This is a genomic window from Actinomadura formosensis NBRC 14204 (assembly GCF_001552155.1).
In the GTDB taxonomy this organism is placed as follows: domain Bacteria; phylum Actinomycetota; class Actinomycetes; order Streptosporangiales; family Streptosporangiaceae; genus Spirillospora; species Spirillospora formosensis.
Genome location: NZ_BCQQ01000022.1, coordinates 40,502 through 66,375 on the forward strand (window position 1 = coordinate 40,502; position 25,874 = coordinate 66,375).

Annotated in this window: 23 protein-coding genes; 10 read left to right on the plus strand and 13 right to left on the minus strand. The window is 71.2% G+C overall.

Features of this window, described 5'->3' with window-relative positions; all coding sequences use genetic code 11:
* Positions 1–38 precede the first annotated feature (38 nt).
* The gene (locus tag AF1_RS08395; protein ID WP_067794659.1) at positions 39–1,268 is read right to left on the minus strand and encodes a cytochrome P450; all 1,230 of its coding nucleotides are present in this window, start codon (positions 1,266–1,268) and stop codon (positions 39–41) included.
* 99 nt (positions 1,269–1,367) lie between these two features.
* On the opposite strand from AF1_RS08395, the gene AF1_RS08400 reads away from it, so the two are divergent.
* Positions 1,368–1,574: a ferredoxin gene (locus AF1_RS08400; RefSeq protein ID WP_207393901.1), complete on the plus strand. Its 207-nt coding sequence runs from the start codon at positions 1,368–1,370 to the stop codon at positions 1,572–1,574.
* An 81-nt stretch (positions 1,575–1,655) separates the two neighbouring features.
* Here AF1_RS08400 and AF1_RS08405 read toward each other — a convergent pair whose 3' ends face one another.
* Positions 1,656–4,265, minus strand: coding sequence for a DUF4132 domain-containing protein (locus AF1_RS08405; RefSeq protein WP_067794662.1), 2,610 nt, complete (start codon positions 4,263–4,265; stop codon positions 1,656–1,658).
* A gap of 163 nt (positions 4,266–4,428) precedes the next feature.
* On the opposite strand from AF1_RS08405, the gene AF1_RS08410 reads away from it, so the two are divergent.
* Entirely contained in the window at positions 4,429–5,274 is an 846-nt protein-coding gene (locus AF1_RS08410; protein WP_242608555.1) for an SAM-dependent methyltransferase, read from the plus strand.
* A 9-nt stretch (positions 5,275–5,283) separates the two neighbouring features.
* Here the strand turns inward: AF1_RS08410 and AF1_RS08415 are convergent, their stop codons facing one another.
* Both AF1_RS08415 and AF1_RS08420 read right to left on the minus strand, forming a co-directional pair.
* Complete coding sequence (locus tag AF1_RS08415) at positions 5,284–5,925, minus strand: bifunctional 4-hydroxy-2-oxoglutarate aldolase/2-dehydro-3-deoxy-phosphogluconate aldolase (protein ID WP_067794668.1); 642 nt, start codon at positions 5,923–5,925, stop codon at positions 5,284–5,286.
* A 341-nt stretch (positions 5,926–6,266) separates the two neighbouring features.
* On the minus strand, positions 6,267–8,789 hold the full coding sequence (locus AF1_RS08420; RefSeq protein ID WP_242608556.1) for a collagenase: 2,523 nt from the start codon (positions 8,787–8,789) through the stop codon (positions 6,267–6,269).
* A gap of 267 nt (positions 8,790–9,056) precedes the next feature.
* Here AF1_RS08420 and AF1_RS08425 point away from each other — a divergent pair, with 267 nt between their 5' ends.
* From AF1_RS08425 to AF1_RS08440, 4 genes are all read left to right on the plus strand, one after another.
* The gene (locus AF1_RS08425; protein ID WP_207393902.1) at positions 9,057–10,637 is read left to right on the plus strand and encodes an alpha/beta hydrolase; all 1,581 of its coding nucleotides are present in this window, start codon (positions 9,057–9,059) and stop codon (positions 10,635–10,637) included.
* 262 nt (positions 10,638–10,899) lie between these two features.
* Positions 10,900–11,751, plus strand: coding sequence for a DUF72 domain-containing protein (locus tag AF1_RS08430; RefSeq protein ID WP_067794726.1), 852 nt, complete (start codon positions 10,900–10,902; stop codon positions 11,749–11,751).
* Positions 11,752–11,883: 132 nt separating this feature from the next.
* Positions 11,884–12,480, plus strand: a complete 597-nt coding sequence (locus AF1_RS08435; protein ID WP_067794670.1) for a CBS domain-containing protein — start codon at positions 11,884–11,886, stop codon at positions 12,478–12,480.
* A gap of 34 nt (positions 12,481–12,514) precedes the next feature.
* Entirely contained in the window at positions 12,515–13,747 is a 1,233-nt protein-coding gene (locus AF1_RS08440; RefSeq protein WP_067794673.1) for an acetyl-CoA hydrolase/transferase family protein, read from the plus strand.
* A gap of 6 nt (positions 13,748–13,753) precedes the next feature.
* Here AF1_RS08440 and AF1_RS08445 read toward each other — a convergent pair whose 3' ends face one another.
* The 6 genes from AF1_RS08445 to AF1_RS08470 form a co-directional block, all read right to left on the minus strand.
* A complete protein-coding gene (locus tag AF1_RS08445) occupies positions 13,754–14,320 on the minus strand; it encodes an HU family DNA-binding protein (RefSeq protein WP_067794675.1) in 567 nt (188 codons plus the stop codon).
* An 81-nt stretch (positions 14,321–14,401) separates the two neighbouring features.
* A complete protein-coding gene (locus AF1_RS08450) occupies positions 14,402–15,190 on the minus strand; it encodes an SAM-dependent methyltransferase (RefSeq protein ID WP_067794678.1) in 789 nt (262 codons plus the stop codon).
* 8 nt (positions 15,191–15,198) lie between these two features.
* Entirely contained in the window at positions 15,199–15,378 is a 180-nt protein-coding gene (locus tag AF1_RS08455; RefSeq protein ID WP_067794681.1) for a hypothetical protein, read from the minus strand.
* Positions 15,379–15,484: 106 nt separating this feature from the next.
* Positions 15,485–17,074, minus strand: a complete 1,590-nt coding sequence (locus AF1_RS08460) for an RNA polymerase sigma factor (protein ID WP_067794683.1) — start codon at positions 17,072–17,074, stop codon at positions 15,485–15,487.
* A 189-nt stretch (positions 17,075–17,263) separates the two neighbouring features.
* Positions 17,264–18,886: a long-chain fatty acid--CoA ligase gene (locus AF1_RS08465; protein WP_067794686.1), complete on the minus strand. Its 1,623-nt coding sequence runs from the start codon at positions 18,884–18,886 to the stop codon at positions 17,264–17,266.
* Between the two features lie 73 nt (positions 18,887–18,959).
* Positions 18,960–19,439, minus strand: a complete 480-nt coding sequence (locus AF1_RS08470) for a SigE family RNA polymerase sigma factor (protein WP_067794689.1) — start codon at positions 19,437–19,439, stop codon at positions 18,960–18,962.
* Positions 19,440–19,701: 262 nt separating this feature from the next.
* Between AF1_RS08470 and AF1_RS08475 the strand changes: the two genes are divergently transcribed.
* Together AF1_RS08475 and AF1_RS08480 are read left to right on the plus strand one after the other, a co-directional pair.
* Positions 19,702–20,646, plus strand: a complete 945-nt coding sequence (locus tag AF1_RS08475; RefSeq protein ID WP_242608557.1) for a hypothetical protein — start codon at positions 19,702–19,704, stop codon at positions 20,644–20,646.
* A complete protein-coding gene (locus tag AF1_RS08480; protein WP_067794693.1) occupies positions 20,640–21,449 on the plus strand; it encodes a MauE/DoxX family redox-associated membrane protein in 810 nt (269 codons plus the stop codon). Before AF1_RS08475 ends, AF1_RS08480 begins: the two co-directional genes overlap by 7 nt.
* 123 nt (positions 21,450–21,572) lie before the next feature.
* On the opposite strand, the gene AF1_RS08485 is transcribed toward AF1_RS08480, so the two are convergent.
* Positions 21,573–22,766 (minus strand): ATP-binding protein, encoded by a 1,194-nt coding sequence (locus AF1_RS08485; protein ID WP_067794696.1) that lies wholly within the window; start codon positions 22,764–22,766, stop codon positions 21,573–21,575.
* A gap of 351 nt (positions 22,767–23,117) precedes the next feature.
* Complete coding sequence (locus AF1_RS08490) at positions 23,118–24,125, minus strand: pirin family protein (RefSeq protein ID WP_067794699.1); 1,008 nt, start codon at positions 24,123–24,125, stop codon at positions 23,118–23,120.
* A 167-nt stretch (positions 24,126–24,292) separates the two neighbouring features.
* On the opposite strand from AF1_RS08490, the gene AF1_RS08495 reads away from it, so the two are divergent.
* Positions 24,293–24,754 carry a MarR family winged helix-turn-helix transcriptional regulator gene (locus AF1_RS08495; protein WP_067794702.1) on the plus strand — a complete coding sequence of 154 codons (462 nt, stop codon included), beginning with the start codon at positions 24,293–24,295 and terminating at the stop codon, positions 24,752–24,754.
* On the opposite strand, the gene AF1_RS08500 is transcribed toward AF1_RS08495, so the two are convergent.
* A complete protein-coding gene (locus AF1_RS08500; RefSeq protein ID WP_067794705.1) occupies positions 24,755–25,174 on the minus strand; it encodes a hypothetical protein in 420 nt (139 codons plus the stop codon).
* A gap of 163 nt (positions 25,175–25,337) precedes the next feature.
* On the opposite strand from AF1_RS08500, the gene AF1_RS08505 reads away from it, so the two are divergent.
* Positions 25,338–25,874, plus strand: a 537-nt coding sequence (locus AF1_RS08505) for a M15 family metallopeptidase domain-containing protein (RefSeq protein WP_084262598.1), incomplete at its 3' end; no start/stop codon positions are given.

Here is a 25,874-nt window from a genome sequence, read left to right on the forward strand (position 1 = left end):
TTCGCTCCGCGCCCGGCCACAGCGGGGACGGGGCGAGATCAGCGGTGGAATCGCACCGGCATCGCCGTCCAGCTGTTGCGGATGATGTGGATCACCGGAGTGGCCGGCGCGGCGAGCTCGATGCGCGTGAACTCGTCCAGCAGCGCATTGAGCACGATCGGTGCCTCAAGGCGGACGAGTCGCGACCCCGCGCACACGTGCGCTCCGGCCGAGAAACTGAGGTGCTTGACGCTTTCGGCCCGGCTGACGTCGAAGCGGTACGGATCGGGGAAGACCGCCTCGTCACGGTTGGCGGCCATGTACATCAGGTAGACGTGCTGACCTTCCCGGATGAGCTGACCGTTGAGCTCGGTGTCCGCGACAGCTGTACGCAGGAACGCGCGCGCGGGAGTGACCCAGCGAAGTGTCTCCTCGATCGCGAGAGGGACCAGCGACCGGTCATCGCGGAGCTTCTGCCACTGGTCGGGGTGCTGGGCCAGTTGATGGACCAGCCCGGCGAGCAGCGCGCGGGTCGTGTCGCTCCCGGCCGCCATCATGGTCATGGCGAACATGACGACGTTGGCCTCGGAGACCTTCTTCTGGTCCAGCTCCGCCTCTAGCAGGACGGTGAGCAGGTCCTCGCCACCGGGATTCTGCTTCTTGGCCTCGATGCTCTCGATGATGTACCGCTGGAGGCTCTGGAACTCGGTCGCCGCGGCGCGGAGCTCGTCGAACGTGAGGTCGGCGCCGAGCTTCTCCAGCTCGTCGCTCCAGTGCTGGACCCGCTTGACGTCGGTGTCGGGGAGTCCGATCAGGTGCGTCGCGGCGATGATCGGGACCACGCTCGCGCTGGGGATCCAGTCGACCACCTCGCCGGATCCGATCCCGCGGACCAGGTCGCGGACGACCTCGGTGAGCGTGCCCCGCATCCGTTCCAGTGCGCGGGCCGAGAACGCGGGGGCGATGACGCGGCGAAGCTCCTGGTGCCGGGGCGGGTCGGTGGTGCCGACCTGCTCGCCGCCCTTGGGGAAGAAGCTGTCGGTCAGCAGCTCGCCGCCGGCCTGGGCCTGGTACTTCACGTCGTTCAGGAACAGGCCCCTGGAGCTGACGAACTCCGACGGGCGGCGGGTCACGGCGTGGATGTCGGCGTGCCGGGTGAGGACGAACGTGTCCAGGGGCTCGTAGTAGTAGAAGGGCTGCTCTCTCCGCATCCACTCGAACGTGGGCCACGGGTCGTCGAGGTAGAAGTGCGGGTCCTCGATCGGGACGGTTGGTGCGGCGACGGACATCTGCGCCCTCCGTAAATAGTGTTACTGTAATCAACGTAATGAGGGTCACATTGGGTCGTCAAGAGTCCGTGGCCCGCCGTCCATCGACCGGAGAGGCGGATGAGTCAGATGCAGCGTGTCGGAGCTGACCCCCGCGTATGCATGGGGTCCGGGCTCTGCGAACACATCGCGCCGACCCACTTCAAGGTGGAGAACGGCGCCGTGACCCTGATCGAGGAGGTCGTGGCTCCGGACCGGGAGGACGAGGTCACGGAGGCCGTCGACGCCTGCCCGACCAGGGCTCTTCGCCTTCTCTCGGGGCCCTGAGCGCGTCCCTGGTCTGGATGACGGTCTCGGGTTCTTCGCCCTGCGGCCGGCCGGGCGTCGTTCACGGCCTTTGCAGGCGGTTCAGGTGGACGCGCTGTGGACGAGGTCGTGGACGGCCTCGCTCATGGTGACCGGATCGATCTCGCCGAGCGGCACCGAGTCCTTCGGGGCATGGGCCGGGGCGGGGCCCGCCCACAGAACATTGATCTTCTGGTCCTCGCCCTCGCCGTACATGTAGTAGGAGAGGCCGGGGCTCAGGCCAGCCACGACGTACAGGCCCGCGGGGTCGCGCCGGGCGAGCCAGCCGCCCGCGAACTCGCCGGCCGCGTCCACGGACTCCCAGCGTCCCTGGGAATGACCCTTGGCCTTGCCGTAGGACAGCACCAGGCCCTCTACCCGGGCGAGCCGGTGCGCGGCGCGCTCGTCGGCCGTGAGCCGGTAGACGGGCCGTCCGAGCTGCGCGAACGGCTGGAGGATCTCGTAGCCGGCGAACAGTTCCGCCCAGGCGTCGAGGTCGTCCAGCAGGATCGGGTGGGCGATGCCGATGCGGGCGTCCGGCGCCGGGGTGAACGGGGCGCCGTCGACGTCGGCGCAGGTGCGGTCCTCGGCGACGCGGAAGGCGGTACCGCCATCGGTGATCCACACCAGCCGGCGGACGATGTGCCCCATCAGCGGGTGGGCGACGAACAGGGTGCGGAAGTCGTCCGGCGTCCAGCTCCGCCGGGTGGTCATGGCCTTTTCGAGGCGCTTGATCTCCTGGTCGGCGATCGTCCGCAGGTCCTTCTTGAGGCCGGTGAACAGGGCGTGCGCGGCCGGGGCGAGGGCCGGATCGTCCTTGGGGCCGGGCTTGGGCGCGCTCTTGCGGACTTTGCCGTTCGGCTCCACGACCAGCGGGACGAGCTGCCGGTCGAAGGTCACGGTGAACCGGCGCGGGCCGTAGTCCAGGACGAGGGCGCCCTGGGCGTCCAGGCCGAAGTCCGGGACGGCGCGGTCGGCCAGGGCGTCCGGGGTGATGCCGCGCGCGGCGGCGATCTCGTCGATCTTCCGGGTCGCCTTGGCTTTGAGCCCCTTGTACCTGCCCCGCCGGGTCAGCTCGAACAGGTGGGTGAGGGCGACGTCGGAGCCGATCTGGGCGAGGACGTCCAGTGCGGCGGCGGCCCGGCTGCCGGCGCCTTCGCCGGGCCAGATTTTGATCAGCGGGCTGAGCCGCCGCACCGTCGTGTCGTCGCCGATCAGGCCGAGCTGCGCCAGCGCCCAGTTGTGCCGGGTGGGCGCGCCGACCGCATACCAGCGCTGGAACAGCGCCCAGGAGAACTCGGCCAGCGAGTGCCGGTCGCAGAACTCGCGGACGGCCATGACATCGGGGGCCTTCTTGGCGAGCAGGTTCAGCAGGCACCTGGTCGCGTTCACGGGCAGTGCGCGGTCGCGGCCGCGGGTGAGGATCCGCGGAAGCAGCGCCGGGTCGGCCCAGTCCACCTTCGCGCTGTGGGCGGGCTTGCCCGCGAGCACGCCGGGCAGGTCGCCGCCGTCGGGGACCGCCGGTCGCGGCAGCAGCGCCTCGACGGCCCCCGAGGGCGGCGCCTCGGCCAGGCCGGGCTCGGTGTACAGCAGCCCGCGCAGCAGCCCGGCCGCTTGCAGGCCGCGGGTCGTGCCGTTGTCGGCCAGCGGCGCCAGCACCCGGAGCGCAAGCTCCGGATACCGTTCGGCCGCCTCCTGCAAGGCGGCGGGCACCCCCTTTTCACCCATGTGGTCGAGCAGGACGGGGAAGATTTCCTCGTCGGCGATCTCCAGGAGGGCCCGCACCACGATCGGACGCGTCTCATCGGCGTCGTCGTAGGGGTACCCGAGTGCCCTGCCGAGCAGCGGGAAAGCATCCGAGCCCAGCCCGTCGAGCAGCGTCCCGATCACGGCGGGGGTCACCGGTATCCAGCCGATCCGGTTGACGTGCGCGGCCCTGGACAGCGAGCAGAGCACGTGTTCGTGGTCGAGGACGCTCAGGCCGGAGGGGTCGTCGAGGGACTCGTCCGTCCAGGCCCTCTCGGTCGGGACGAGATAGGAGGCCGTGCAGCGCCTCCAGGCGTCGCCGCGGTGTGCCGCCAGACGCGCGACGGCGTCGCGGTATTCGGCGTCGGGAGCCGCCGCCAGCAGCGTGCGGAGCCGCTTGACCACCGTGTCCCCGGCGATCCACCGGCCCGCGGCGACGTGGTCGTCGCAGATCGCACGCCGGATCTCGCCGCGCCATCCCCTGGGCGGGTCGTCGTGGGCGTAGGAGACGAGCCAGACGACACCGCCGGAGTCGGAGGTCATCGGCCGCGGCACCGGGCCGAGTTCGATGGAGGACACCTCGGTGACCGCGCAGGCGGCGAAGGCGAGCCCGTGGTCCAGTACCCAGGCGTCCAGGAAGGCCGCGCCGTCGACGTCCTCCAGGTACTTCACCGCCACCGCGGCGGCGGCCGCCGCGCCCGCCGGGTCGGGCTCGCCGTCCAGCCATGCCCGGACGGCCTTGCCGAGTTCCGGGACGGTGCGCTCGTGCTCCAGCATCTCCTCGGCGATCGGGCGTGCCACGCGCGCCCAGTCGCGCGCCCTCCGCGCAGCGTCCTCGTCCAGAACGGGCCTCGGCCCCGGGATGCCGCCGTGCCTCGGATGGAAGTGCTCACGCCACTCGACCGGAATGTTCACTCTCTTGACCATGGCCCTGCAAGCTAGCGAGCCCGGCCGACATTTCCGTTACCCGTGGTAGTCGGCCGGTTGAGGACGCCGCGGGTGGTCCGGCCCTGTCCGCTGATAGCGGTGCCGGCCGTGGGATCGGTCGCTACCGTGGGCACATCGGACAATTTCACAAGGGGAGCGCAGGGTGACCGACGACCGTGAACCAATGATCCGCGACGACATCCCCGCCTCGGCGCGGGTGTACGGATGGGCGCTGGGCGGCAAGGACAACTACCAGGTCGACCGTGACTTCGCGTTGAAGACGGCGCCCGCCTTCCCGGAGTCGATCGACATCAGCCGGCAGAACCGGCTGTTCCTGTACCGGGCCGTGCGCTACCTGGCGACCGAGGCCGGGATCCGCCAGTTCCTGGACATGGGCTGCGGGCTGCCCACCAACAACAACGTCCACCAGGTCGCCCAGCGGTTCACCCCCGATGCCCGCGTCGTCTACGTCGACATCGACCCCATCGTGCTGGCCTACGGCCGCGCGCTGCTGGCGGGGGACGGCTCCACCATCGTGATCAACGCCGACTTCCGCGACCAGGAGGCCCTGCTGGCCCACCCCGACGTGCGGCGGCTGATCGACTTCGACGAACCGCTCGCGGTGCTCTTCCTGTCGGTCGGACACCACCTGACCGACGCCGACGATCCGCGCGGCATCCTGCACAACGTCATGGACCGTGCCGCGCCCGGCAGCCACCTGGCGTTCTCCCAGATCGTCTGCTCCGACCCCGACCGGGCCGCCGACCTGGAGGCCCGGATGAGCGCCGCCGGCATCCCCTGGCAGAACCGCACCCGCGAACAGGTCCACGCGCTCCTGGAGAACGGTCTGGAGCCGGTCGAGCCGGGTCTGGTGAACCTCCTGCACTGGCGGCCCGATCCCGACCAGCCGCCGCTGCCGCCCGTCCCCGACGAACTGGCCCAGTTCGTCGGCGCCTCCAGGATGGGGCGGGACATGTGCGAATACGGCGGTGTCCTCCGCAAACCGTGACGAGGGCGGTCATCGGGCGGCCGCGACGGCGGCGAGGAGGCGCCCCGCCCGGTCCGCCAGTTCGACCAGGGAGCCGCCGTCGAGGGCGTCGCCGAGCAGCGAGCCGCCGGCGCCGACCGCGAGGGCGCCCGCCGCGATGTAGCCGGCGGCGTCGTCGGGCCCGATGCCGCCCGCCGGCAGCAGGAGGACGTCCCGGAACGGGGCGCGGAGGTCGCGCAGGTACCGCGGCCCGAACACGCGGGCCGGGAACACCTTGACGGCGGTGGCGCCGAGATCCCAGGCACGGGCGACCTCGGTCGGGGTGAGGGCGCCCGGGTAGTAGGCGATGCCGTGCTCGCGCGCCACCGCCGCGACCTCCTCGCGGGTGTCGGCGGCGCCGAGGAACGACGCGCCCGCGGCCACGGCGGCGGACGCCTCGGCGGCCGTCCGGACCGTTCCGGCGCCGAGTTCGACACCGGCGGGCAGCCGGTCCCGGGCGGCGCGCAGCGCGTCCGGCGCGCCCGGGGCGTTCAGCGTGATCTCCAGGCAGCGGACGCCGGCCGCGACGAGGGTGTCCAGGACGGCGGGGACGCGGCCGGGGCGGGTGCCGTGCACGACCGCGACGACTCCGGTCGCCGTGAGCGCGTCTCCCGGCGCCAAGCGGGGACTCATGGTCGTCCTCCCAGAGGTACGTGCGGATCAGGTCGCCGGGGCGCGGCGGCGGCCCGTCCGCTCCACGGTCGTCCATCCCGTACCCCGTGAGCCGGACCCATTTCAGTTCGGCGAGCCGCTCAAGGCTCGCGGCGTACTCGGGCACGCGCGTGTCATGCGGGTTTTGCGGCGAGAACCGGCCGCCGGTGAACCTCTTATTAGAGCCTCGCCATTTGGTGATCAAGAAAATCGCCGCACGCCGGGCTTAAATACGACCGGAAAGGCTCGCCATACAGAAAAGGCTCGGGGCCGGACCATTGTGCGGTCCGGCCCCGATTGGGGTTTCAGCTACGAGTCAGAGCTCAGAACTGAGTCTGCACCGTGACCCCGCTGAAGGCGTTCTTTCCGTAGAGGGTGATGTAGTGGTAGCCGGCGGCCGGGCTGGCGACCGTGATGGACTCGTTGTTGCCGGCGTTGATGGACCGCTTGGTGTAGCTGGTCTCAGTGGCCCACGTGCTGCCGTTGTAGTACATGTCGGCGTCACCCGTCCCACCGGACGAGGTGATGGTCAGCGAGCTGACGCCCGACGGGACGTACAGGTACATGTAGTACAGGTCGCCCTGGGCACCCGACAGGTTGCTGCGCTTGCAGTTCCGGTCGAGCTGGCGGGCGTCGGTGCCGGTGCACTCGGTGCCGCCGCCTCCGCCGCCGCCACCGGCGGCCACGGCGACCTGCTGGGACGTGGTGCCGGTGGCACCGCCGTTGTCGGTCACCGTGAGGGAGACGGTGTAGGTGCCGTCGGCCCCGAAGGTGTGGGACGGGTTCGCCGCCGTCGAGGTGGCGCCGTCACCGAAGTCCCAGCGGCGGGAAGCGATCGTGCCGTCGCTGTCGGTGGACTGGTCGGTGAAGGAGACCCCGAGACCGTTCGCGGAGTAGGTGAACCGGGCGGACGGCGCCTGGTTGCCGCCACCGCCGCCACCGCCGGCGCAGGCACCCGACGCGCACGCGGCGAGCCAGGTCCACCAGTCGCTGTCGTAGCGGCTGCCGATCGTGCTGGTCAGGAACGTACGGGCGGCGTTCCAGTTACCGCTCCGGTAGTAGCCGAGCACCGTGGCGATGTCGTTCGGGTGCTTCTCGAACATGTACCGCACCGCCAGGTAGCCCCAGTAGTAGATGCGGGTCGTGTCGTGGCTGTAGGTGGTGTCGAACAGGGTGCTGAGCGCGTAGGTCCTGTTGGCGGCCTGCGCGATCGCCGAGTCGTTGACCACCTGGCGGTAGGAGTAGGAGACGTACTCGGCGAATCCTTCGATCCACCAGATGGTCGGCGTGGTGACGTTGGAGTTGAAGTCTCCGTACATGTCGAACCGGCCATCGAGGTAGTGCGTGTACTCGTGGTTGAGGTTCCAGATCTGGAAGGTGGGACGCACCCACTCGGCCTCGTAGGCGATGAACCTCGGCTGGTTGCCGGCCGCGGCGGGGTCGCCCTCCAGGTACATGCCACCGTTGTTGGTGTCGATGCCGAACATCGCACCGGCGTACGTCTGGTAGTCGGTGCTGGAGTTGAAGACGCAGACCTCGATCGTGCTGTTGTTGTCGTTCGCGACGGGCCTGTTCCCGTCCTTCACGAGGCTGTGGAAGTAGGCGTCCTGGTTCGTCAGGCTGGCGCAGCTCTGCTGCAGCTCCGACGAGGTCATGTCCTGCGCCCGGATCTTGATGCTGGAGCTGCAGGTGTAGTTGATCGTCAGGACGCTCGCCGCGAGCCGCTGCGAAAGGTTGCACGTGTCGTAGTACGTGCAGTTCGCCTTGTCGTAGGAGTCGGTCATCTCGGCGACACCGACCCACAGCGGGGCGGTCGGGCCGGTGATGGCGCTCTGGCCGAGCAGGCCCTTGGCCTGGGGCCTGACCGTGCTCTGGAGTGCGGTGTGCTGGAGGAACCGGGCCAGCTCACGTCCGGCGTTGGACGCCAGGTAGCTGCGGTCGGTGCTGAGCAGCGAAAGGTGGCTGGTGGCGAAGTTGTTGAGCGTGGTGAGGACGCTCGGGTCCGACTGGACCGCGGTGACGAACTCCGGCACCTGGTGGCCGCGGAACAGCACCGTGTAGACGTTGTTGACCGCGTTGAGCATCCACCAGGACGCGTCGTAGGAGCTGTTGTAGCCGGTCAGGAGCCGCTTGATCACGTAGATGTAGCGGGCGTTCTCCTCGGCGCTGTCGATCAGCGTGACCGCCTCGGCGAGGACCTCGCCGTTGGCGTCACTGACCGTCGACGACTTGGCGTTGCCGAAGAAGGCGTCCAGGCCGGACTGGATCGCGGCCTTCAGCGACGGGCCGTAGGTCCCCACGGTGGAGGAGTTGTACCAGTGGACGTAGTAACCGGCGCGCAGGTACAGCACGAGCTGGGCGGTGCCGCCGGTGTTGTCACCGGTGTAGTAGAGCCCGTTGTCGCGCAGCCCGTACGCGACGCTCGTCATCTGCGACTCGCGGAACGCGTAGTAGGCGTCCGTGCCGGTCAGGCTGAACAGCGAGTTGATGCAGTCGGTCGTCGACGCCTTGATCTGCTGAACAAGGGCGCTACCGGAGCGGCTGGTGAAGTCGCTCGCGCTGCACGTGGCGGCCGCCTTGGTGGTGGCGGTCGCGCCCTTCGCGCCCTTCTTCGTGACGTTCTTCATGGACGGACGCTGGTGCTTCGCCGGCTTGCGAGGCAGGTCCAGGTCGGTCTTCAGCGCGTCCTTGTTGGCGGCCAGCGGCGGGCGGTCCTTGGCCTGGAGCGGGGTCTTCTGGACGTGCTTGGCATCGTCACCGCCGAGCCGCGCGCTGATGGGCGGGGGCTTCGGAGCGGCGTCGGCGGCGGGCGCGGCCATGACGGCCGCGCCGAGAGCGACCGCCACCGACGCCACCAGGCATCGGGCTGATCTGCGTCTGTTACTCACGGGGGATTTCCTCCGGGGGTCATCCGGCAGGTACCGGATGGGTTCGCAGGGGCTCCGGGGGTCCAACTCCCGGAGGGTCGAAGGAAAGCGTGCGCCCGCAGTGTGCGGAGTGGATTCGCGCCGTGGTCATATCAGGTCCCATCGATCTGGGTTATGGACCTCTCACCCTTGACAATGGCTGAAATTTCACACTGCAATTGCACGTCCCCCCTTCAGGAGGTATCTGTGAGACTCCCGAGCAAGAGACGTGCTGGCGCCGCGATTGCCGCGTGCGGAGCCGTCCTGACCGCTACGGCACTGGCCGGCCCGCCACCGGCCGGCGCCGCACCGGTGAAGAAGCCGGTGCTGGACTGGAAGTCCTGCGGCGATCCCGACTACCCGACGCTGCAGTGCGCGATGCTGGAGGTGCCGCTCGACCACGCCCACCCGGACGGGCGCACCGTCAAGATCGCGGTGAACCGGCTGCCCGCCACCGCGCCGAAGGAGAAGCAGCAGGGGCCGATCCTGCTCAACCCCGGCGGTCCGGGCATCAGCGGGCTGTGGATGGCGTCCTGGATCCCGTCGCAGCTGCCGCCCGACGTCGCCGCCGCCTACGACTGGATCGGCTTCGACCTGCGCGGCTCCCAGGGCAGCGAGCCGCACATGGCCTGCGACCCGAACTACTTCGTGGGGCCCCGCCCCGACTTCCAGCCCAGCCAGGGCACCACGAACACCTGGCTCAAGAAGACGGCCGGGTACGTTAAGAGCTGCACCGAGAAGTACTCCTGGCTGCTGCCGCACCTGTCGACCGTCGACCACGTCCAGGACATGGAGAGCATCCGGCAGGCCCTCGGCGCGAAGAAGATCAACTTCTTCGGCTGGTCGTACGGGACCACGCTTGGCTCGACCTACACCCAGCTGTACCCCAACCGCGTCCGCCGGTTCGTCCTGGACAGCATCGTCGGGCCGTCGATCTCCTGGTACGACCACAACGTCCAGCAGGACCTCCAGCACGAGAAGCGGTTCAAGGCGTTCACCGAGTGGGTCGCCAAGGCCGACAACGTGTACCACCTCGGCACCGACGCGGACGACATCGAGGCGAAGTGGTACGCGATGCGCGCCAAGCTGCGCGCGAACCCCGTCGGCACCATCGGCCCGGACGAGTTCGACGACACCCAGGTCGCCGGCGGCTACAACATCCTGCGTTGGCCGAGGCTGGCCACCGTGCTGTCGGCCTACACCAACTCGGGTGACACGGCCCCGCTCGTCACGGCCTACAACCGGTACGCGGCGCCGGACCCGTCCGACGACTCGTTCGATCTGTACAACTCCGTGATGTGCAGCGACAGCAAGTGGCCGCGCAACTTCCGGTACTGGCAGAAGGACCAGGCCAAGGTCAACGAGAAGGCGCCCTTCTACACCTACAACAACATGTGGTTCAACGCCCCCTGCCTGTACTGGCCGGTCAAGGCGGGGCACCGCACCAAGATCACCGGGAAGGGGCTGCCTCCGGTGCTGCTCTTCCAGGCGACCGACGACCCGGCGACCCCGTACGAGGGCGGCCTGGACATGGCACGCGCCATGCCGAGCGCCAGCCTCGTCGTGGAGAGGGGCGGCGGCAGCCACGCCATCACCTTCTCCGGCAACCAGTGCCTGGACGACCTCCTGGTCGACTACCTCCGGGACGGGAAGGTGCCCGCCAACCGCGGCCTCATCGACCGTACCTGCGAGAAGAACCCCGACCCCGACCCGGTCTGGGTCGCCCCCGCTCCCGCGATCAAGGCCACCTCGGTGACCGGGAACGTTCCGCGCCAGTTCCGCACCTGACGCGGCTGCTCCCCCTGTGATCGCCCGGGCTACGTAGCGGGCGAGGGCCGGGCGCCGTCATCGGCGGCCCGCACGGACGCGGTACACGACCGCGACCGGCGGCACCGCGATGGCGGCGCCCGCGCCGTTTCCGGCCGCGGATCCCGGCGGCGCGGCCGACACCGGCCAACGGGGGCGGCCGACACCGGCCAACGGGGCGGGCGGCGCCCGCCGGTGGTCCGGCCGCGGCGGCCGCGCCGCGGTGCCGGTAGCGTCGGGCGGCATGCGGGTTCATGTGGGGTGCGCGATGTGGGCGCACACGCGGTGGCAGGGACGGTTCCTGCCACCGTCGCTGCCACCGGGGGAACGGCTGCGCGCCTACGCGAGCTGGTGCGACGCGGTGGAGGGCAACACGACGTTCTACGCGACACCCGCGCGGAGCGCGGTCGAGTCGTGGGCGGAGCAGACCTCGCCCGACTTCCGGTTCGTCGTCAAGCTGCCGAAGACGGTCACGCATGAGCGGCGGCTCGCCGGGGCCGGCGAGGAACTCCGGTCGTTCCTCTGGGCGATCGAGCCGCTGGAGTCGCGGACGCACGCGCTCTGGGTGCAGCTGCCGGGGTCGTTCGGCCCCGGGGACCTCGGGACGCTGGCCGCGTTCCTGCGCCGGCTCCCCACCGCGCACAGGTATGCCGTCGAGGTGCGCCATCCCGCGTTCTTCGAGGACGCCGGATGCGCGCGGGACCTGGAGCGGGTGCTCGGCCGGGTCGGCGCCGAATGGGTCCCGTTCGACACCACCGCGTTCTTCCAGAGCCCGCCGACCAGTGACGCCGAACGGGACGCGTGGACGAAGAAGCCGCGCGTGCCACGCCGGTCGGCCGCCCTCACCGAGCGTCCGATCGTCCGCTATCTGGGGCGGGACGACACCGAGCGCACCGTCCAGGGCTGGCGGTTCTGGGTGGAGCGGGTCGCCGGGTGGGTGCGCGAGGGCCGCTCACCGACCGTGTTCGTCCACACCCCCGACAACGCGGACGCCCTCCCGCTCGCCCGCCGCTTCCACGACGAGGTGAGAGCGCTGGCGCCGCAGGTCGAGCCGCTGCCGGAGCCGGTGCCGGCGGAGCCGCCCACGCTGTTCTAGCCGCCGGCGGGCCGGGACCAGGACGTTCGGCCCTGGGCTTTCACCGCCCCCTCGGCGATCATGGACGGGCAGGGGTCAGAAATGTCCTGCTCGGGTAGGTGAACGGCGTCCTCGCCGGAAGGAGAACACGCCATGCTGGTCCGGGAGGCGATGACCTCGCCCGTCGTCACGATCCCGCGGACGGCCACGGTCCGCCAGGCGATCCGCGTCCTGCACGAGCACGACATCACCGCGCTGCCCGTCGTGGACGCGGCGGGGCGGCTGGCCGGCATCGTCAGCGAGATGGACCTGCTGCGCGGGGTGTTCGAGCGGGATCCGCGCGCCTTCGCCCGGCCGGTCGCGACGACCGACAGCCCGCCGCCGCGCCTGGTCGAGGAGGTCATGACCCGCGAGGTGGAGACCGCGCGTCCCAACGGCGACGTCGCCACGCTCGCCGACACGATGATGCGGACGCGGATCAAGAGCGTTCCGGTGCTGGCGGGCTCGGAGATCGTCGGCATCGTCAGCCGCCGCGACCTCATCGCGATCCTCACCCGCGGCGACGCCCGCATCCGCGACGACGTGCTGGCCGCGATCGAGGAGTACGGGCCGGACGGGCGCACCTGGGACGTCTCGGTGCGGGACGGCGCCGTCGAACTGCGCGGCGTCGCCGGCGATCAGGCGCGCCGGATCGCCGACGTCCTCGCCCGGACCGTCCCCGGCGTCACCCACGTCTCGATCCAAGGATGAGGACCACCATGCCGACCAACCGGGGGCGTTCCTGATGCGCGTCATATCCGAGTCCCACCTCGCCACGGTGCTGGCGGACCTGCCCGGCCGGCCGCGGGTCGTGGCCGGCGGCAACTTCGCCACCCCGTGGCGCGCCCTCGCCGTGCTGGACGCGGCCGCCGCCGAGTACCGGCTGTTCATGCTCAACGCCCAGGGCGACCTGCCCGAGCGCGACGGCGTGGAGCTGGAGACCCCGTTCGTCGGGGCGGGCATGCGGGGGCGGGCGAACCTGCGCTACTTCCCGTCGCGGCTGTCGCTCGTCCCGAACCTGCTGAAGGGGTCGCTGCCGCCCGACGTCGTGATCATGCAGACGTCGGCTCCGCGCAACGGGACGGTCTCCCTCGGCGTCGAGGTCAACATCCTGCCCGCCGCCGTCGAGGCGGTACGCGCCCGGGGCGGGCTGGTGATCGCCCAGCTCAACCCGCGGATGCCGCACACCTACGGCGACGCCGTGATGACGATGGACGAGATCGACTACGCGATCGAGTCCGACGAGCCGCTCGCCTGCCCGGTGCCGCGGCCACCCGGCGACGTCGCCCGCGAGATCGGGGGACGGGTGGCGCGGCTCGTCCCCGAGCGGGCGACGCTGCAACTCGGCATCGGCGCCGTCCCGGACGCCGTGCTCGCCTCGCTCCTCGACCGGCGGGGCATCGGGATCTGGTCGGAGATGTTCAGCGACGGCGTCCTCGCGCTGGAGAAGGCCGGGGCGCTCGACCCGGACACGCCGATCACCGCCTCGTTCGCGTTCGGCAGCACGGAGCTGTACGACTGGGCGGACGGCAACCAGCGCGTCCGGATGCTGCGCACCGAGAAGACCAACGACCCGAGCCTGATCGCGCGCCGGCCCCGGCTGGTGTCGGTGAACTCCGCGCTCCAGGTCGACCTGTTCGCGCAGGCCAACGCCAGCCGGGTGCGCGGGGCGATCTACTCGGGGTTCGGCGGGCAGACCGACTTCGTGGTGGGCGCGCTGCACTCGGCCGGCGGCCGGGCGATCATCGCGCTGCCGTCCTGGCATCCGCGGGCGGACGTGTCCACGGTCATCCCGCGGCTGGCCGGGCCGGTCACCTCGTTCCAGCACAGCTTCATCGTGAGCGAGCAGGGCACGGCCACGATCTGGGGGCGCGACGCGGTGACGCAGGCCCAGCAGATCGTGGACCGGGTGGCGCACCCGTCCGCCCGCGACGAGCTGCGCGAGCAGGGACGGGAGCTCGGGTTCCCGCTGCGGTGAGCCGGGTCACTTGCCGGCCTTGACGCGGGCCTTCGCCTTCCCCGCCCTCTTCTTCCCGCCCTTCGGGCTCTTCGCGTCCTTGGTGTCCTTGGCGCTCTTGGTGTCCTTGGCGGGCGGGGAGGCGACCGCCTTGGCCTTGCCCGACGGCTTCTTGGCCTTCTTGCCGCCCTTGCCGCCCTTCGGCTTCTTCGGGGCGGGCGGCTCGACCGGCACGGTCACCGCCGTCGCCGGTTCGGCGGCGGCCTCCACGGCCGGGGCGGCGGGCTCCACGGCCGGCGCGGAGGCCGGGGCGGAGTCGCTCGCGGCGACGCGGTTCCGGAACGTCTGCCCGGACCGGAACCGCGGCACCTGCGCGGCGGGAACCTCGACCGGCAGGCCGGTGCGCGGGTTGCGGGCGCTGCGGGCCGGACGGGCGAGCCGGTCGAACGTCCCGAATCCGGTCACGATGACACGCTCCCCGGCGGACACCCGCTCCATCACGGTGTCGAACACGGCGTCCACATGCCGGCGAGCGGCGGTCTCGTCGCTTCCCGCGCGTTCCGCCACGACCCTGACCAGTTCACTGCGGTTCATGCGCCATGTCCTTCGCTAGGGCGGTATGTGCGGCCAGCCTAATGCCGCACGGCGCTCCGGTCCCGGCGATCCACGCCCTGGTCAGGGTGTTTTCCGGGCGACACCGCCGAGGGTGCCGACCCGGGCGGTGGCCGGGGCGTCGAACGGGGTCGGTTCGGGACGCCACCGGACGATCGGCACGAGGCCGGGTTCGACGAGATCGAGGCCGTCGAAGAACCCGGCGATCTCCTCCGCCGAACGCAGCAGGTAGGGGACGGCGCCGGTCTCCTTGTAGCGGTCGTGCGCCCGGATGTGGTCCTCGCCGGCCGAGACGCTGTCGGCGAGCGCGAGATGGCTGCCGGGCGGCAGGGCGTCCATCAGGCGGCGCACGATCGACCGCGCCTCCTCGTACTCCTGGACGTGCCCGAGCACGCCGATCATGGTCAGCGCGACGGGCCGGGACAGATCGAGCGTCCGCGCCGCGGCCCGGATGATCGCCGCGGGGTCGCGCATGTCGGCGTCGATGTAGTCCGTCGCGCCTTCGGGGGCGCTGGTGAGCAGCGCGCGGGCGTGCGCCAGCACCAGCGGATCGTTGTCGACGTAGACGATCCGGCATTCGGGCGCCACCCGCTGGGCGATCTCGTGGGTGTTGTCGACCGTCGGCAGCCCGGTTCCGACGTCGAGGAACTGGCGGATGCCGACCTCGCCCGCCAGATACCGGACGGAACGGGCGAGGAAGTGCCGGGCCGCGCGGGCGACCTCGACGATCGAGGGGAAGACCTGCCGGTACTGCTCCCCCGCCTCCCGGTCGACGGGATAGTTGTCCTTCCCGCCCAGCCAGTAGTTCCAGACCCGCGCCGAATGCGGGACGCTCGTGTCGATCTCGTCCATCACTCGCCCTATCCGCCGATGAAACCCTTGGATTTCAGCCGCATTTCGGCGACGTCCGCCCCCGGCCTCGCCGCCGGATTCCCGCAGGTCAGCCCCGGTACCTCGCTGCGCCCGCCGATGGCGGCGGCCTTGCCGAAATCGCGCTGATCGCCCTTGCCGCTGGCATCATAAATGGCACCCTCGGCCAATGTCGCGAGTCAGCGGCGGGGCGGCGCAGAAGACAGGGCTTGACCCTGCCGAGGCCCTGGAGAGGTCGAACCGGCGCGCCCGGCGGGCGGGCCGCCGGCTGAGCCGTCACAGCAGCGTGGCGCCCCAGACGACCGTCACCTGACGGGTCGCGCCCTCGGAGTCGGTGAACGTCAGCGTGCCCTGGCCGGGCAGGCCGATGAGCGCCGTGCGGAGGGTCAGTGTCACCCGCATCGTGGTGCCCTCCGACATCCCGCCCTGCATGTCCGACAGGACAAGCTGGTTCGTCGACGTCACCGCCGTCCACGACACCGGCCCGCTCCGCGCGGCGAGCTTCACCTGCGCGGTCTTGGTGCCGTGCATCTCGACCTTCACGGGGTGCACCACGAGGACGCCCGGCTCGGCGGGCGTATCGGGCGACGGCGACGGCGGCGACGGCGTCTGCGACGGGTCCTTGGGCTGCTGCGGGTCCTTCTGCTCGGTCTGCGGGCTGGCGAGCGGCGGTGCGGGACGGCCCTGAGGTCCGCCGCCGCCGTCGGGCCCCGGCGACGACGGCCTGCCATGCCCCGGGCCGCCCCCCGGCGCGTCGTGCGTGATCGACGGCTGTGGACGCGTGCGGAACGGCGGCCACGACAGCGTGCCGCCGCCGGGCCCCATCACCAACGTCGCGATGAGGGCGGAGACCAGCGCACCCACCATGCCTCCCCCGGTGAACAGCCACCGGCGGGTGAACGGCGACGGGACGTCCGGCTGGCTGGGCAGCCCGGACGGGGTGAGCGAGCCGCCCCGCGCGGCGATGTCGACCCGGTATCCGGCCAGTTCGGGGTCGGTGGCGGTGTGCATGACACGGTGCCGCAGCGCGGCCGGCAGCACGGGCGCGGGCGCCCGGCGCAGCAGCGCGGCGGACGTCACCCGGCGGCGGCGCAGGCAGCCGGCACAGCCGGCGACGTGCCGTTCGGCCGCCGGGTCGGTGGGGGAGTCGTCGGCCCGGCGATGCAGCACCCGCAACGCCCCCCTGCCCGGACGAGGCCCGGTGCCCTCCGCCCCGGCCGGGGCGCTCGCGGCCGGCCGGGTGACCGCCGCGGTTCCCTCGCGCCCGGCGGCGCACGCCTTCTCGGCGCGCTGGATCTCCTCCAGGAGCGCGGCCTCCAGCTGGGCGCGTCCCCTGCGCACGCGCGTCACGGCCCGCCGCGGCGACAGGCCGAGCGTCGCCCCGAGCCGGGCGGGACGCAGCCCGTGCCGGAACGCCAGGAGCATCACCTCCTGGTCGACGGGCTCCAGCCGGGAGAGGGCGCCGCGGAGGAGCCGGTGCAGCTCGTCCGAAGGCGGCCAGTCGAGCCCGGCGTCGTCGGTCTCGGCGTGGTCCGGGAACGGTGCATCGGAGAACTCGGCGCCCCGGTCCCAGAACAGGACCTTCGCGCGCCCCCGCCGGACGCAGCGGCGCCGGGCCGCCCCGTACACCCAGGAGCCCAGATGCAGGGGGTCGCGCATCCGGGGGGCGCGGCGGCAGGCGTCGATGAACGTGTCATGGACGATGTCGGCGGCGACCTTCTCGTCCCCCGTCATCGACATTGCGTAGTCGTAGAGGCGCTCGGCGTACTCGTCGTAGAGCGCGGCAAGGGCGGCCTCGTCGCCTTCATTCAGCCCCTTGACCAGTTTGCGGTCGGCTGAGTGTGCGGAGGTGGACAGCCTGGGCATGCACGCTCCCGGCAGCGGTGTGAGGGGGCCGCCCCCACGGGGTCATCCGGACGATCAGCCCACCTTGCATACACCCGCGAACCTCATCCGCACCACACCATCGCCCGAAATCACCATGAAGGTAACGCTGGGGTAAGTTATCGACCCACCCGGTGTCGGGACGGGCCGGCGGAGTGGCCCGGCGCCGCGTCAGTCGGCCCGCCGAACCTCCAGATCACCGTCCGCATAGCGGCGCCGCAGCACCTTCTTGTCGAACTTGCCGACACTGGTCTTCGGGACCTCGGTGATGAACGACCAGCGCTCGGGGAGCTGCCACTTCGGGATCCGTCCGGCGAGGAACTCCTTCAGCTCCGCCGCCGTGACGGCCGCCCCCTCCCGCAGCACGACCGAGGCGAGCGGACGCTCCTGCCACCGCTCGTCGGGGACGCCGACGACGGCCGCCTCCACGATGTCGGGATGCGCCATCAGGTGGTTCTCCAGTTCCACCGAGGAGATCCACTCGCCACCCGACTTGATGACGTCCTTCGCCCGGTCGGTGAGCACGAGGTAGCCGTCCGGCGAGAGCGTTCCCACGTCGCCGGTGCGCAGCCAGCCGTCGTGGAACTTCCCGGGGTCCTCGTCGCGGTGGTACGCGCCGGTGATCCACGGCCCGCGGATCTCGACCTCGCCGACGGCCTCCCCGTCGCTTGCCAGCACCCGGTCGCCGTCGCCGACGATCCGCATCTCCAGGCCGGCGAGGACGCGGCCCTGGCTGATCCGCGCCCGCCACGCGTCCGCGCCCTCCGCCCGTACCGGCGGATGCGCCACGGTCGCGACCGGCGACGTCTCCGTCATCCCCCATGCCTGGACGATCCGGACACCGAGCTCGTCGAACCCGCGCATCAGCGACTCCGGCACCGCCGACCCGCCGCACGGCACCAGCCGCAGCGAACGGAGGTCCGACCCGTGCTCCTTGGCGTGGCGCAGGACGTCCGACCAGATCGTCGGCACCGCCCCCGCGACCGTCGGGCGCTCCGTCTCGATCAGCCGGACGAGCGGCTCCGCCTGCAGGAACCGGTCCGGCATGACCAGCGAGGCGCCCGCCATGACCGCCGCGTAGGGCAGCCCCCACGCGTTCGCGTGGAACATCGGCACCACCGGCAGGACGATGTCGGACGCGCTGATCCCGATCGCGTTGCCCGTGCACGCCGCCATCGAATGCAGGTACGCGGACCGGTGCGAGTACACGACGCCCTTGGGGTTCCCGGTCGTCCCGCTCGTGTAGCACATCGCGGCGGCCGACCGCTCGTCGAGTTCCGGCCACGCGAAGCTCGCGGGCGCCGCGGCGAGCAGTTCCTCGTACGCGTGCAGTTCCTTGCCCGCGCCCTCCAGCGGGGCGGTGTCCCCCGCGCCCACGACGATCACGTGCCGGACGGTCTCGAACCGCGGCAGCACCGGCGCCAGCAGCGGGATCAGCGACCCGTCGACGATGACGACCCGGTCCTCGGCGTGGTTCGCGATGTAGACGAGCTGGTCGGGGAAGAGCCGCAGGTTGAGCGTGTGCAGCACCGCACCCATCGACGGGACCGCGAGGTACGCCTCCAGGTGCTCGCCGTTGTTCCACATGAACGTGGCGACGCGCTGGTCTCCGTCCACTCCGAGGCCGCGCAGCGCCCCCGCCAGCCGGGCGGCGCGCTCACCGACCTCCGCGTAGCTCCGGCGCCGAACCCCGTCCCCCGTCCAGGTGGAGACCCCGGCGTCGCCGAAGACCTCCGCGCCGTAGCGCATGATCGTGGTAATCGTCAGCGGGAAATCCTGCATGGTGCTCCGCATGAGCGCCTCCAGCTCGAAGCTGATTCCAGAACCGGATTCTTGCAGTGTTGTCCCAGGGTGACGAGCCCCCGAACTAGTACAGCTCGCGGAGGCGGGCCATGGCCCGCGAGACGGTGGATTTCACGGTGCCCACGCTGACGCCCAGGACTTCGGCCACCTCACGTTCGGACATGTCCTCGTAGTAGCGGAGCATGACGGCGAGGCGCTGGCGTTCCGGGAGGCGGTCGAGGGCGCGGCCGAGGGCGTCGTGCATCTCGCTGCGGTCGGCGTGGTCCTCGACGGGACGGTCGGGGAGCCGATCGGTGGGGTAGACGTCGAGTTTACGGCGGCGCCACCAGGAGATCTGGGTATTGACCATGGCGCGGCGGACGTAGCCGTCGACGGAGGAGCGGTCCTCGATGCGGTCCCAGGCAAGGTAGGTCTTGGCAAGAGCGGCCTGGAGAAGGTCCTCGGCCTCGGCACGGTCACTGGTCAGCCGGGTGGCGGCACGCAGCAGCACGGGCCTGCGTTCCGCCACGTACGCGCGGAACTCCTCATGCCGAGTCGCGTTCACATCATCACCGGACCAGGGGTCGGGGAGCCGCCGTCCGGCCGCTCCCGGGTATGGTCGACGATCGCAGAAGGATCGTAATTACGGTCCTTCAAAAACTACATATCCGGGTCAACCAGTTCATAATCCTCTGCCGAGGTGGATGAGACATCCACCGCGTGTCGACTTATCGCGACAAAACCGTCGACAGCCAAGGTCAAGGACGTGACTCTTAACGCAGCGTCTCCATGCCAACCGCCAGAGTGATCGATGTCGAGGTGCCGCGATGCCGTCCACACACTGTGACCTGCGCCGCCACCGTCGCGCGGCCGTGTTCGGGGCGGGGTCCGGGGCCGGTTTCGCGGGGGCGGGCCGCCCGCTGCGGGTGGTGAGCGGGGTCGTCCTGGACGCCAGTCCGCACCTGCTGATGCTGAACGCGGGCGGTACGGAGATCCGCCTCGCGATGAGCGGGGCCACGAAGGTCTGGCACGGCGGGCGCGGGAACCTCGCCGCGCTCCGGCCGGGCCGGCCGGTGATCGCCCGGCCCGGGAAGGACGGCCCGGCCGTCGAGCGGATCTGGGTCGGGATCGAACGTGTCGCCGGCACGATCCTCGCGTGCGGGAAGGACGCCGCGGAGGTGGACATGGGCCCCCACCGCGGGCGCGCCCACGTGGTGATCCCCCCGGACGTCCTGCAGCGGGTGCTGGTCCGGCATCCGCGCATGGAGCCCGGATACCTGATCGACGTGATCTGCGTCGGCTCCCCGGACGGGCCGCGGGCGGTGCGCCCCGGCACGTCCCAGCCCGGCTACCGGGCCGATGACCTCGCCGCGCCGGAGGTGACCGCACCCGTGCCCGGGGTGCTGCGCGGGACGGCGACCTGGTTCGGGGACGCCGGCGGTGAGGCGCCGGCCGGGGCGGCCTACCCCGCGGTCGACTCCGAGGGGGCCGCCGGGGGATGCGCGGACGCCCCGTCCGGCTGCGTGCCGTTCCCGTACCTGTCGGTGGGAAGCGAGGTCACCGTGCACAACGAGTGCGGCGGGCGCGCCGCGACCGTGCCGGTGGTCGAGTGCGGCTGCACGGCGGCCCGGTTCTGCGACCGGTGCGTGGACTGCGCCGCGTCCCCGCGCGGGCGGATCGTCGAGCTGACCCCCGCCGTGTTCGCGGGGCTCGGCGGCGATCTGGAGGCCGGCTGCTTCAACGCGGCCGTCCGGGTGGAGGGGCCATGGTGACGGCGTTCCAGAACACCCAGGTGCTGCTGCTCGCGGCGGTGCTGCTGGCCGCGTGCCTGGCGAAACTGACGGTCCGCGAGCAGGCGGCGGGCGCGCCCGACCACGTGCACGGCGTGCCGGTGCCCGCCGGGCTCGCGCGGCTGACGGCGCTGCGCCGCAACCGGGGGATGACGGTCGGGCTCGGGCTCGGCGAGGGCGTCCTCGGGCTGGCGCTGCTGGTGACCTCGCATCTGTCGGTGCGGCTCGCGACGACGATGGCGTTCGCGGCGGCGGCGTGGGTGGTCGGTGAGCTGCGGGTCCGCCGGCCGGACGCCGGTTGCGGCTGTTTCGGCGGCCTCAGCGCCAAGCGGGTCGGCCGGCGCAGCGTGCTGCGGGCCGTGCTGTTCACGGGCGCGGGGGTGGCCTCGCTCGGCGCGCCGCTCACGGGCGTGGACGTGCTGCGGGACGTGCAGGTCCAGGTCGGGCTCGTCTTCACGGTGGAACTGGCGCTGTTCGCGGCGCTGTCCCCGGAGCTGTCGGAACTGCTGGAGCGGTGCAGAGCGTCCGCCGACCCCCCGTGCGAGCGGCGGCGCAGCCCCATCGCGGAAACGTACGCGACACTCCACCGCAGCGCGGCCTGGGCCGAGCACGAGAACCTCATCGCGAGCGCCGTCCCGCTGGACGTGTGGCGGGAGGGCTGCTGGCGGTTCGTGGTCTACCCCGCCCGGGTGGACGGACGGGACGCGGAGATCGTGTTCGCGGTGTCGACCGCCGCGCACGACCGGCCCGTCCGGGCGGCGGTCGTCGTCTCTGCGCCCGTCTAGCCCTTTCTACGACCATCTACACCGAACGCTAGATAGCCGAATATTCACCGGACGGCACGGCTCGATGCAGCTTTCTACCGCCCTCTAGCATCGACGCTAGAGAACCCGATAGAGCCGGACCGGTCAGGAGGGTTGCGAGCGGAGGAACCTGCCGAAGTGCGGGACGGTGAACGCGACCATGCCGCGTTCGGCGCTGTAGATGAGGCCCTTCTTGATGAGCCCGTCGCGGGCGGGCGACAGGCTGGACGGCTTGCGGCCCAGCTCGTCCGCGACCGACGCCGTGGGCACCGGATCGTCGCCGAGCACGGCCATGGCGCGCATGTAGTCGCGCTCGGCGGGGGTGGCGCGCTCGTAACGGCTGCCGAAGAAGCCGACCGCGAGTTCGCTCTCCGCCTCCGGGGCGGCGACCCTGATGTCGTCGACGGTGATCGGGGTGTCGGGGGCGACGTCCCAGACGACCTTGGCGTACGCCTGGACGAAGTAGGGGTAGCCGTCGGCCGCGCCGTACAGCGCGTCGAGGGCCTCCTCGGTGAACGTGACGTCCTCCCGCTCGGCCGGCGCCAGCAGCGCGAAGTCGGTCGCCTCCCGATCGAGCCGGTCGATGCGGGCGTACCGGAAGAGCCGCTCGGAGTACGACTTGCCGGCGGACAGGACGGCCGGCAGATGCGGCAGCCCCGCCCCCACCACGATCAGCGGCCCGCCCACCTGCGACAGCTCGTGGCACGCGGCGCACAGCGCCGACACGTCGTCGGCCGGGATGTCCTGCATCTCGTCCACGAACAGGGCGATGCCGGCCCCGACGTCCGTGGCCACGGAAGCCGCGTCCACGAACAACTCGGTGAGGTCGATCTCCAGATCACCGGAATCCGCACGCCCCCGCGCGGCGGGCACGTCGATACCGGGCTGCCAGCGGTGCGCCCGCGCCCTGCCCTTCCCGGACGGCTCCGGCCCCGACTGCGCGAACGCCTTCAGCACGCCGAGGAACTCCTCGATGCGGTCGGGCGCGCGGTGCCGGGGCGCCAGCTCCCGGACGGCCCGGTGCAGCGCCGAGGCGATCGGCCGCCGGATCGACTGGTCGGGCCGGGCCTCGATCTTCCCCGTCCCCCACAGCCGCTGGATCGCCATCGACCGGAACGCGTTGAGCAGCACGGTCTTGCCCACCCCGCGCAGCCCGGTCACGATCATGCTGCGCTCGGGACGGCCGCGCGCCACGCGTTCGAGCACCACCTCGAACTGCTTGAGCTCACGGTCGCGGCCGGCCAGCTCTGGGGGGCGCTGCCCGGCGCCGGGGGCATAGGGGTTGCGCACGGGGTCCACGCTTGCGGACTCTATGAGGCGATATAGCTGCGGCCGTAGATTTGCGTAGAAATCGGCATGGCGTGTCGCGTGCTCCCGCCGCCGCCCGCAGCGCGCCGGGGCCTCCGGCCCCCTCGTGGCCACCGTCGCCACCATGTCGCCTCCCCGGGCGAGCGCGTCCGAACAACCCGTCGAACCTCTGTTCGACTATTCGAACACACTAGCGCACCCCCGGCCTCCCGTCACCCGGAACCGCACATCCCCGCCCGACGATGCGGAGGGGCCGCAGCCCCCGACGACGAAACCCCGGCGCGGCGCGCGGGACGGACCCCCGGACATGCCTCGGTCCAGGGGTCCCCTTCACGTCGGTCGTCAGAGTTGTTCGTCGGCTTCGGTGTGGTGGGGGACCTGTTCGGCCGGGACCGTGCCCATGCGTCCGGCCTGGAAGTCCTCGAATGCCTGGAGGATCTCGTCGCGGGTGTTCATGACGAACGGGCCGTAGCGGGCGATCGGCTCGCGGATCGGCAGGCCGCCGAGGATCAGGATCTCCCAGCCGTTCGCGCTGGCGAGAGGCTGGGTGTCGGCGGCGCGGACGACCAGGCCGTCTCCCGTGCCCCTGTGGTGGGAGCCCGCGAAGACCGCCAGTTGCCCCTCGTCCAGCCCGATCTCTTCCACGCCGGCCGTCCCGCGGCCGGAGAGGACGTAGACCATCGCGTTGAAGTCGCGCGGCCAGGGCAGCGTGAGCCGGGCGCCGGGCGCGACCGTCGCGTGCAGGTAGTTGATCGGCGTGTAGGTGACGCCGGGACCGTCGTATCCGGCGACCGACCCCGCGATGACGCGGACGAGGGACGAGCCGTCGTCGGCGGCGAGCAGCTTGACGTCGCGGGCCCCGATGTCCTGGTAGCGCGGCGGAACCCACTTCTGGGCGCGCGGCAGGTTGACCCAGAGCTGGACGCCGTGGAAGAGGCCGCCCTTGGCGACCAGTTCGGGCGGCGGCTGCTCGATGTGCTGGATGCCGGACGCGGCCGTCATCCACTGGGTGGCGCCGTCGGAGATGAGGCCACCGCCGCCGGTCGTGTCCCGGTGCTGGAACGCTCCGTCGATGATGTAGGTGACGGTCTCGAATCCCCGGTGCGGGTGCCACGGGGTTCCCTTGGCCTCGCCCGGTGCGTACTCGACCGCTCCCATGTGGTCGAGGAGCAGGAACGGGTCGGCGAGGGACAGGTCGATGCCCGGGAACGGGCGCCTGACCTGGAATCCCTCGCCTTCGAGGTGACGCTTGGCGGTCACGACCCTGGCGACGCGGCGCCAGTCGGTGTCGGCCTCCGGCAGCAGCGGAAGGCGGGGCAGGGTCAGCGGGTCGGCCATCACGGCAGGCATGGGTTCCCTCCTCGTTCGGGTGCCCGTCCCGGCCGGGCGGTGCACTGCACACAAGAACATAGTTGATGCTTCAACTATTTCCGCGGACGGAGCCGTCGGCGGGTCCTGCTAGCGTGAAGGTAGCCGAGACTAGTTGAATCTTCAACATATGTTCTATACTTCCCGATATGAGCGAACCTCGCTGGCTCGACGCCGCCCAGCAGCGCGATTGGCGGGCATACGTGGACGGCAGCGTCCGGCTCACCGAGATCATGGACCGCGACCTCAAGGCCAAGCACGGCCTGTCGGCGGCGGAGTACGAGATCCTCGTCCGGCTGTCCGAGGCGCCCGAGCGGCGGCTGCGGATGGCGGAACTCGCCGAGAACGCCAGCCAGTCGCGTAGCCGCCTGTCGCACACCTGCGCCCGCCTGGAGTCCAAGGGCCTGGTGAAGCGGGACAACTGCCCCAACGACAAGCGCGGCGTCTACGCCCACCTCACCGACGAGGGGTTCGACGCGCTCGACCGCGCGGCCCGCGACCACGTCGAGACCGTGCGGACGTTCTTCATCGACATCATCGCGCCCGAGGACCTCGAAGCGATCGGCCGCGCCTTCACCCTCATCCTGAAGCGGATCGGCTCGGTGAACTGACTACAGCGGAGCGGTCACCCCGGTCAGGAACCCGACGGATACCAGCGTCAGGAACCCCCACGCCAGCATCATGCCGACGCCGAACATCCGCCACCGGCCGCCGACCTTCCAGATGAGCAGGCCACCGAGCCCGAACGCCAGCAGCAGAAGCGTGACGAACTGCGGCATCAGGCTCGGGCGGCGGCTCATCATCAGCGGCGCCCACATCATCACCGCGTCCACGAACACGAACAGGCCGATGCCCGCCGCCAGCGCCTTCACGTCCCGGCCGAGGAACGCCCGTGCGCGCTCGACAAGGACCTGCGCCTTGTCCGCCGGCAGCAGCGGCTGCGCCGCCCCCTGCTCGACCTCCACGTTGTGCGCCACTGCGAAGATCTCGTCTTCGAGGCTTGGGAGGTCGCTCTCCTGAGCTTTCGACATCCCCGCTCCCTGGGACCGGACGACGCCGGGCGACATGCCCGGCGATTGAACGAGATCCACGGCCCGTCCGTCCCGGCCCCTTTCCGGCGGGCGCGCCTTCAAACGCACGGTAGCGAATCACCGGTGCGGCGCGTAGCCCTCCTGGCCTGCGTATGCTGCAAAGATGCCAGGTAGAGGCCCGATTTCCACCGCGACTTTGCTCGCCGTCCTGCTGACGGTGCCGATCGCCGCGTCCGGATGTGGCCGCGGCTCGAACGACTCGGGCGAGTCGTCGCCGCCCGCGACGCCGCCCACCGCGTCCGGCACGGCCGTGTCGCCGTCGGCGTCCCCGACCGAGCGGGGCTTCCAGGCCAAGATCAAGAAGGTGACCGCCGGCGACCTCAGGTCGTCCTGGCGGAAGGGCTGCCCCGTGGCGCCGTCCGGGCTGCGGATGATCGAGATGACCTACTGGGGCATGGACGACGAACCGCACACGGGCGGGCGGCTCGTCGTCAACGCCAAGGCGGCCGAGGACCTCGTCTCCGTCTTCAAGAAGCTGTACGCCATGCGCTACCCGATCGAGCGCATGGAGCCGGTCGACAAGTACGGCGGCAGCGACTTCGACTCGATCGAGGCGAACAACACCTCCGCGTTCAACTGCCGCAACGCAACCGGCTCCAGCTCGTTCTCCCAGCACGCGTACGGCCTCGCCATCGACATC

What these genes read in the sequence shown, in the direction of transcription:
- AF1_RS08395 (WP_067794659.1), bottom strand. Translation starts at nt 1,268, where the DNA reads ATGTCCGTCGCCGCACCAACCGTCCCGATCGAGGACCCGCACTTCTAC.
- AF1_RS08400 (WP_207393901.1), top strand. Translation starts at nt 1,368, where the DNA reads ATGAGTCAGATGCAGCGTGTCGGAGCTGACCCCCGCGTATGCATGGGG.
- AF1_RS08405 (WP_067794662.1), bottom strand. Translation starts at nt 4,265, where the DNA reads ATGGTCAAGAGAGTGAACATTCCGGTCGAGTGGCGTGAGCACTTCCAT.
- AF1_RS08415 (WP_067794668.1), bottom strand. Translation starts at nt 5,925, where the DNA reads ATGAGTCCCCGCTTGGCGCCGGGAGACGCGCTCACGGCGACCGGAGTC.
- AF1_RS08430 (WP_067794726.1), top strand. Translation starts at nt 10,900, where the DNA reads ATGCGGGTTCATGTGGGGTGCGCGATGTGGGCGCACACGCGGTGGCAG.
- AF1_RS08435 (WP_067794670.1), top strand. Translation starts at nt 11,884, where the DNA reads ATGCTGGTCCGGGAGGCGATGACCTCGCCCGTCGTCACGATCCCGCGG.
- AF1_RS08440 (WP_067794673.1), top strand. Translation starts at nt 12,515, where the DNA reads ATGCGCGTCATATCCGAGTCCCACCTCGCCACGGTGCTGGCGGACCTG.
- AF1_RS08445 (WP_067794675.1), bottom strand. Translation starts at nt 14,320, where the DNA reads ATGAACCGCAGTGAACTGGTCAGGGTCGTGGCGGAACGCGCGGGAAGC.
- AF1_RS08450 (WP_067794678.1), bottom strand. Translation starts at nt 15,190, where the DNA reads ATGGACGAGATCGACACGAGCGTCCCGCATTCGGCGCGGGTCTGGAAC.
- AF1_RS08460 (WP_067794683.1), bottom strand. Translation starts at nt 17,074, where the DNA reads ATGCCCAGGCTGTCCACCTCCGCACACTCAGCCGACCGCAAACTGGTC.
- AF1_RS08465 (WP_067794686.1), bottom strand. Translation starts at nt 18,886, where the DNA reads ATGCGGAGCACCATGCAGGATTTCCCGCTGACGATTACCACGATCATG.
- AF1_RS08475 (WP_242608557.1), top strand. Translation starts at nt 19,702, where the DNA reads ATGCCGTCCACACACTGTGACCTGCGCCGCCACCGTCGCGCGGCCGTG.
- AF1_RS08480 (WP_067794693.1), top strand. Translation starts at nt 20,640, where the DNA reads ATGGTGACGGCGTTCCAGAACACCCAGGTGCTGCTGCTCGCGGCGGTG.
- AF1_RS08490 (WP_067794699.1), bottom strand. Translation starts at nt 24,125, where the DNA reads ATGCCTGCCGTGATGGCCGACCCGCTGACCCTGCCCCGCCTTCCGCTG.
- AF1_RS08495 (WP_067794702.1), top strand. Translation starts at nt 24,293, where the DNA reads ATGAGCGAACCTCGCTGGCTCGACGCCGCCCAGCAGCGCGATTGGCGG.
- AF1_RS08500 (WP_067794705.1), bottom strand. Translation starts at nt 25,174, where the DNA reads ATGTCGAAAGCTCAGGAGAGCGACCTCCCAAGCCTCGAAGACGAGATC.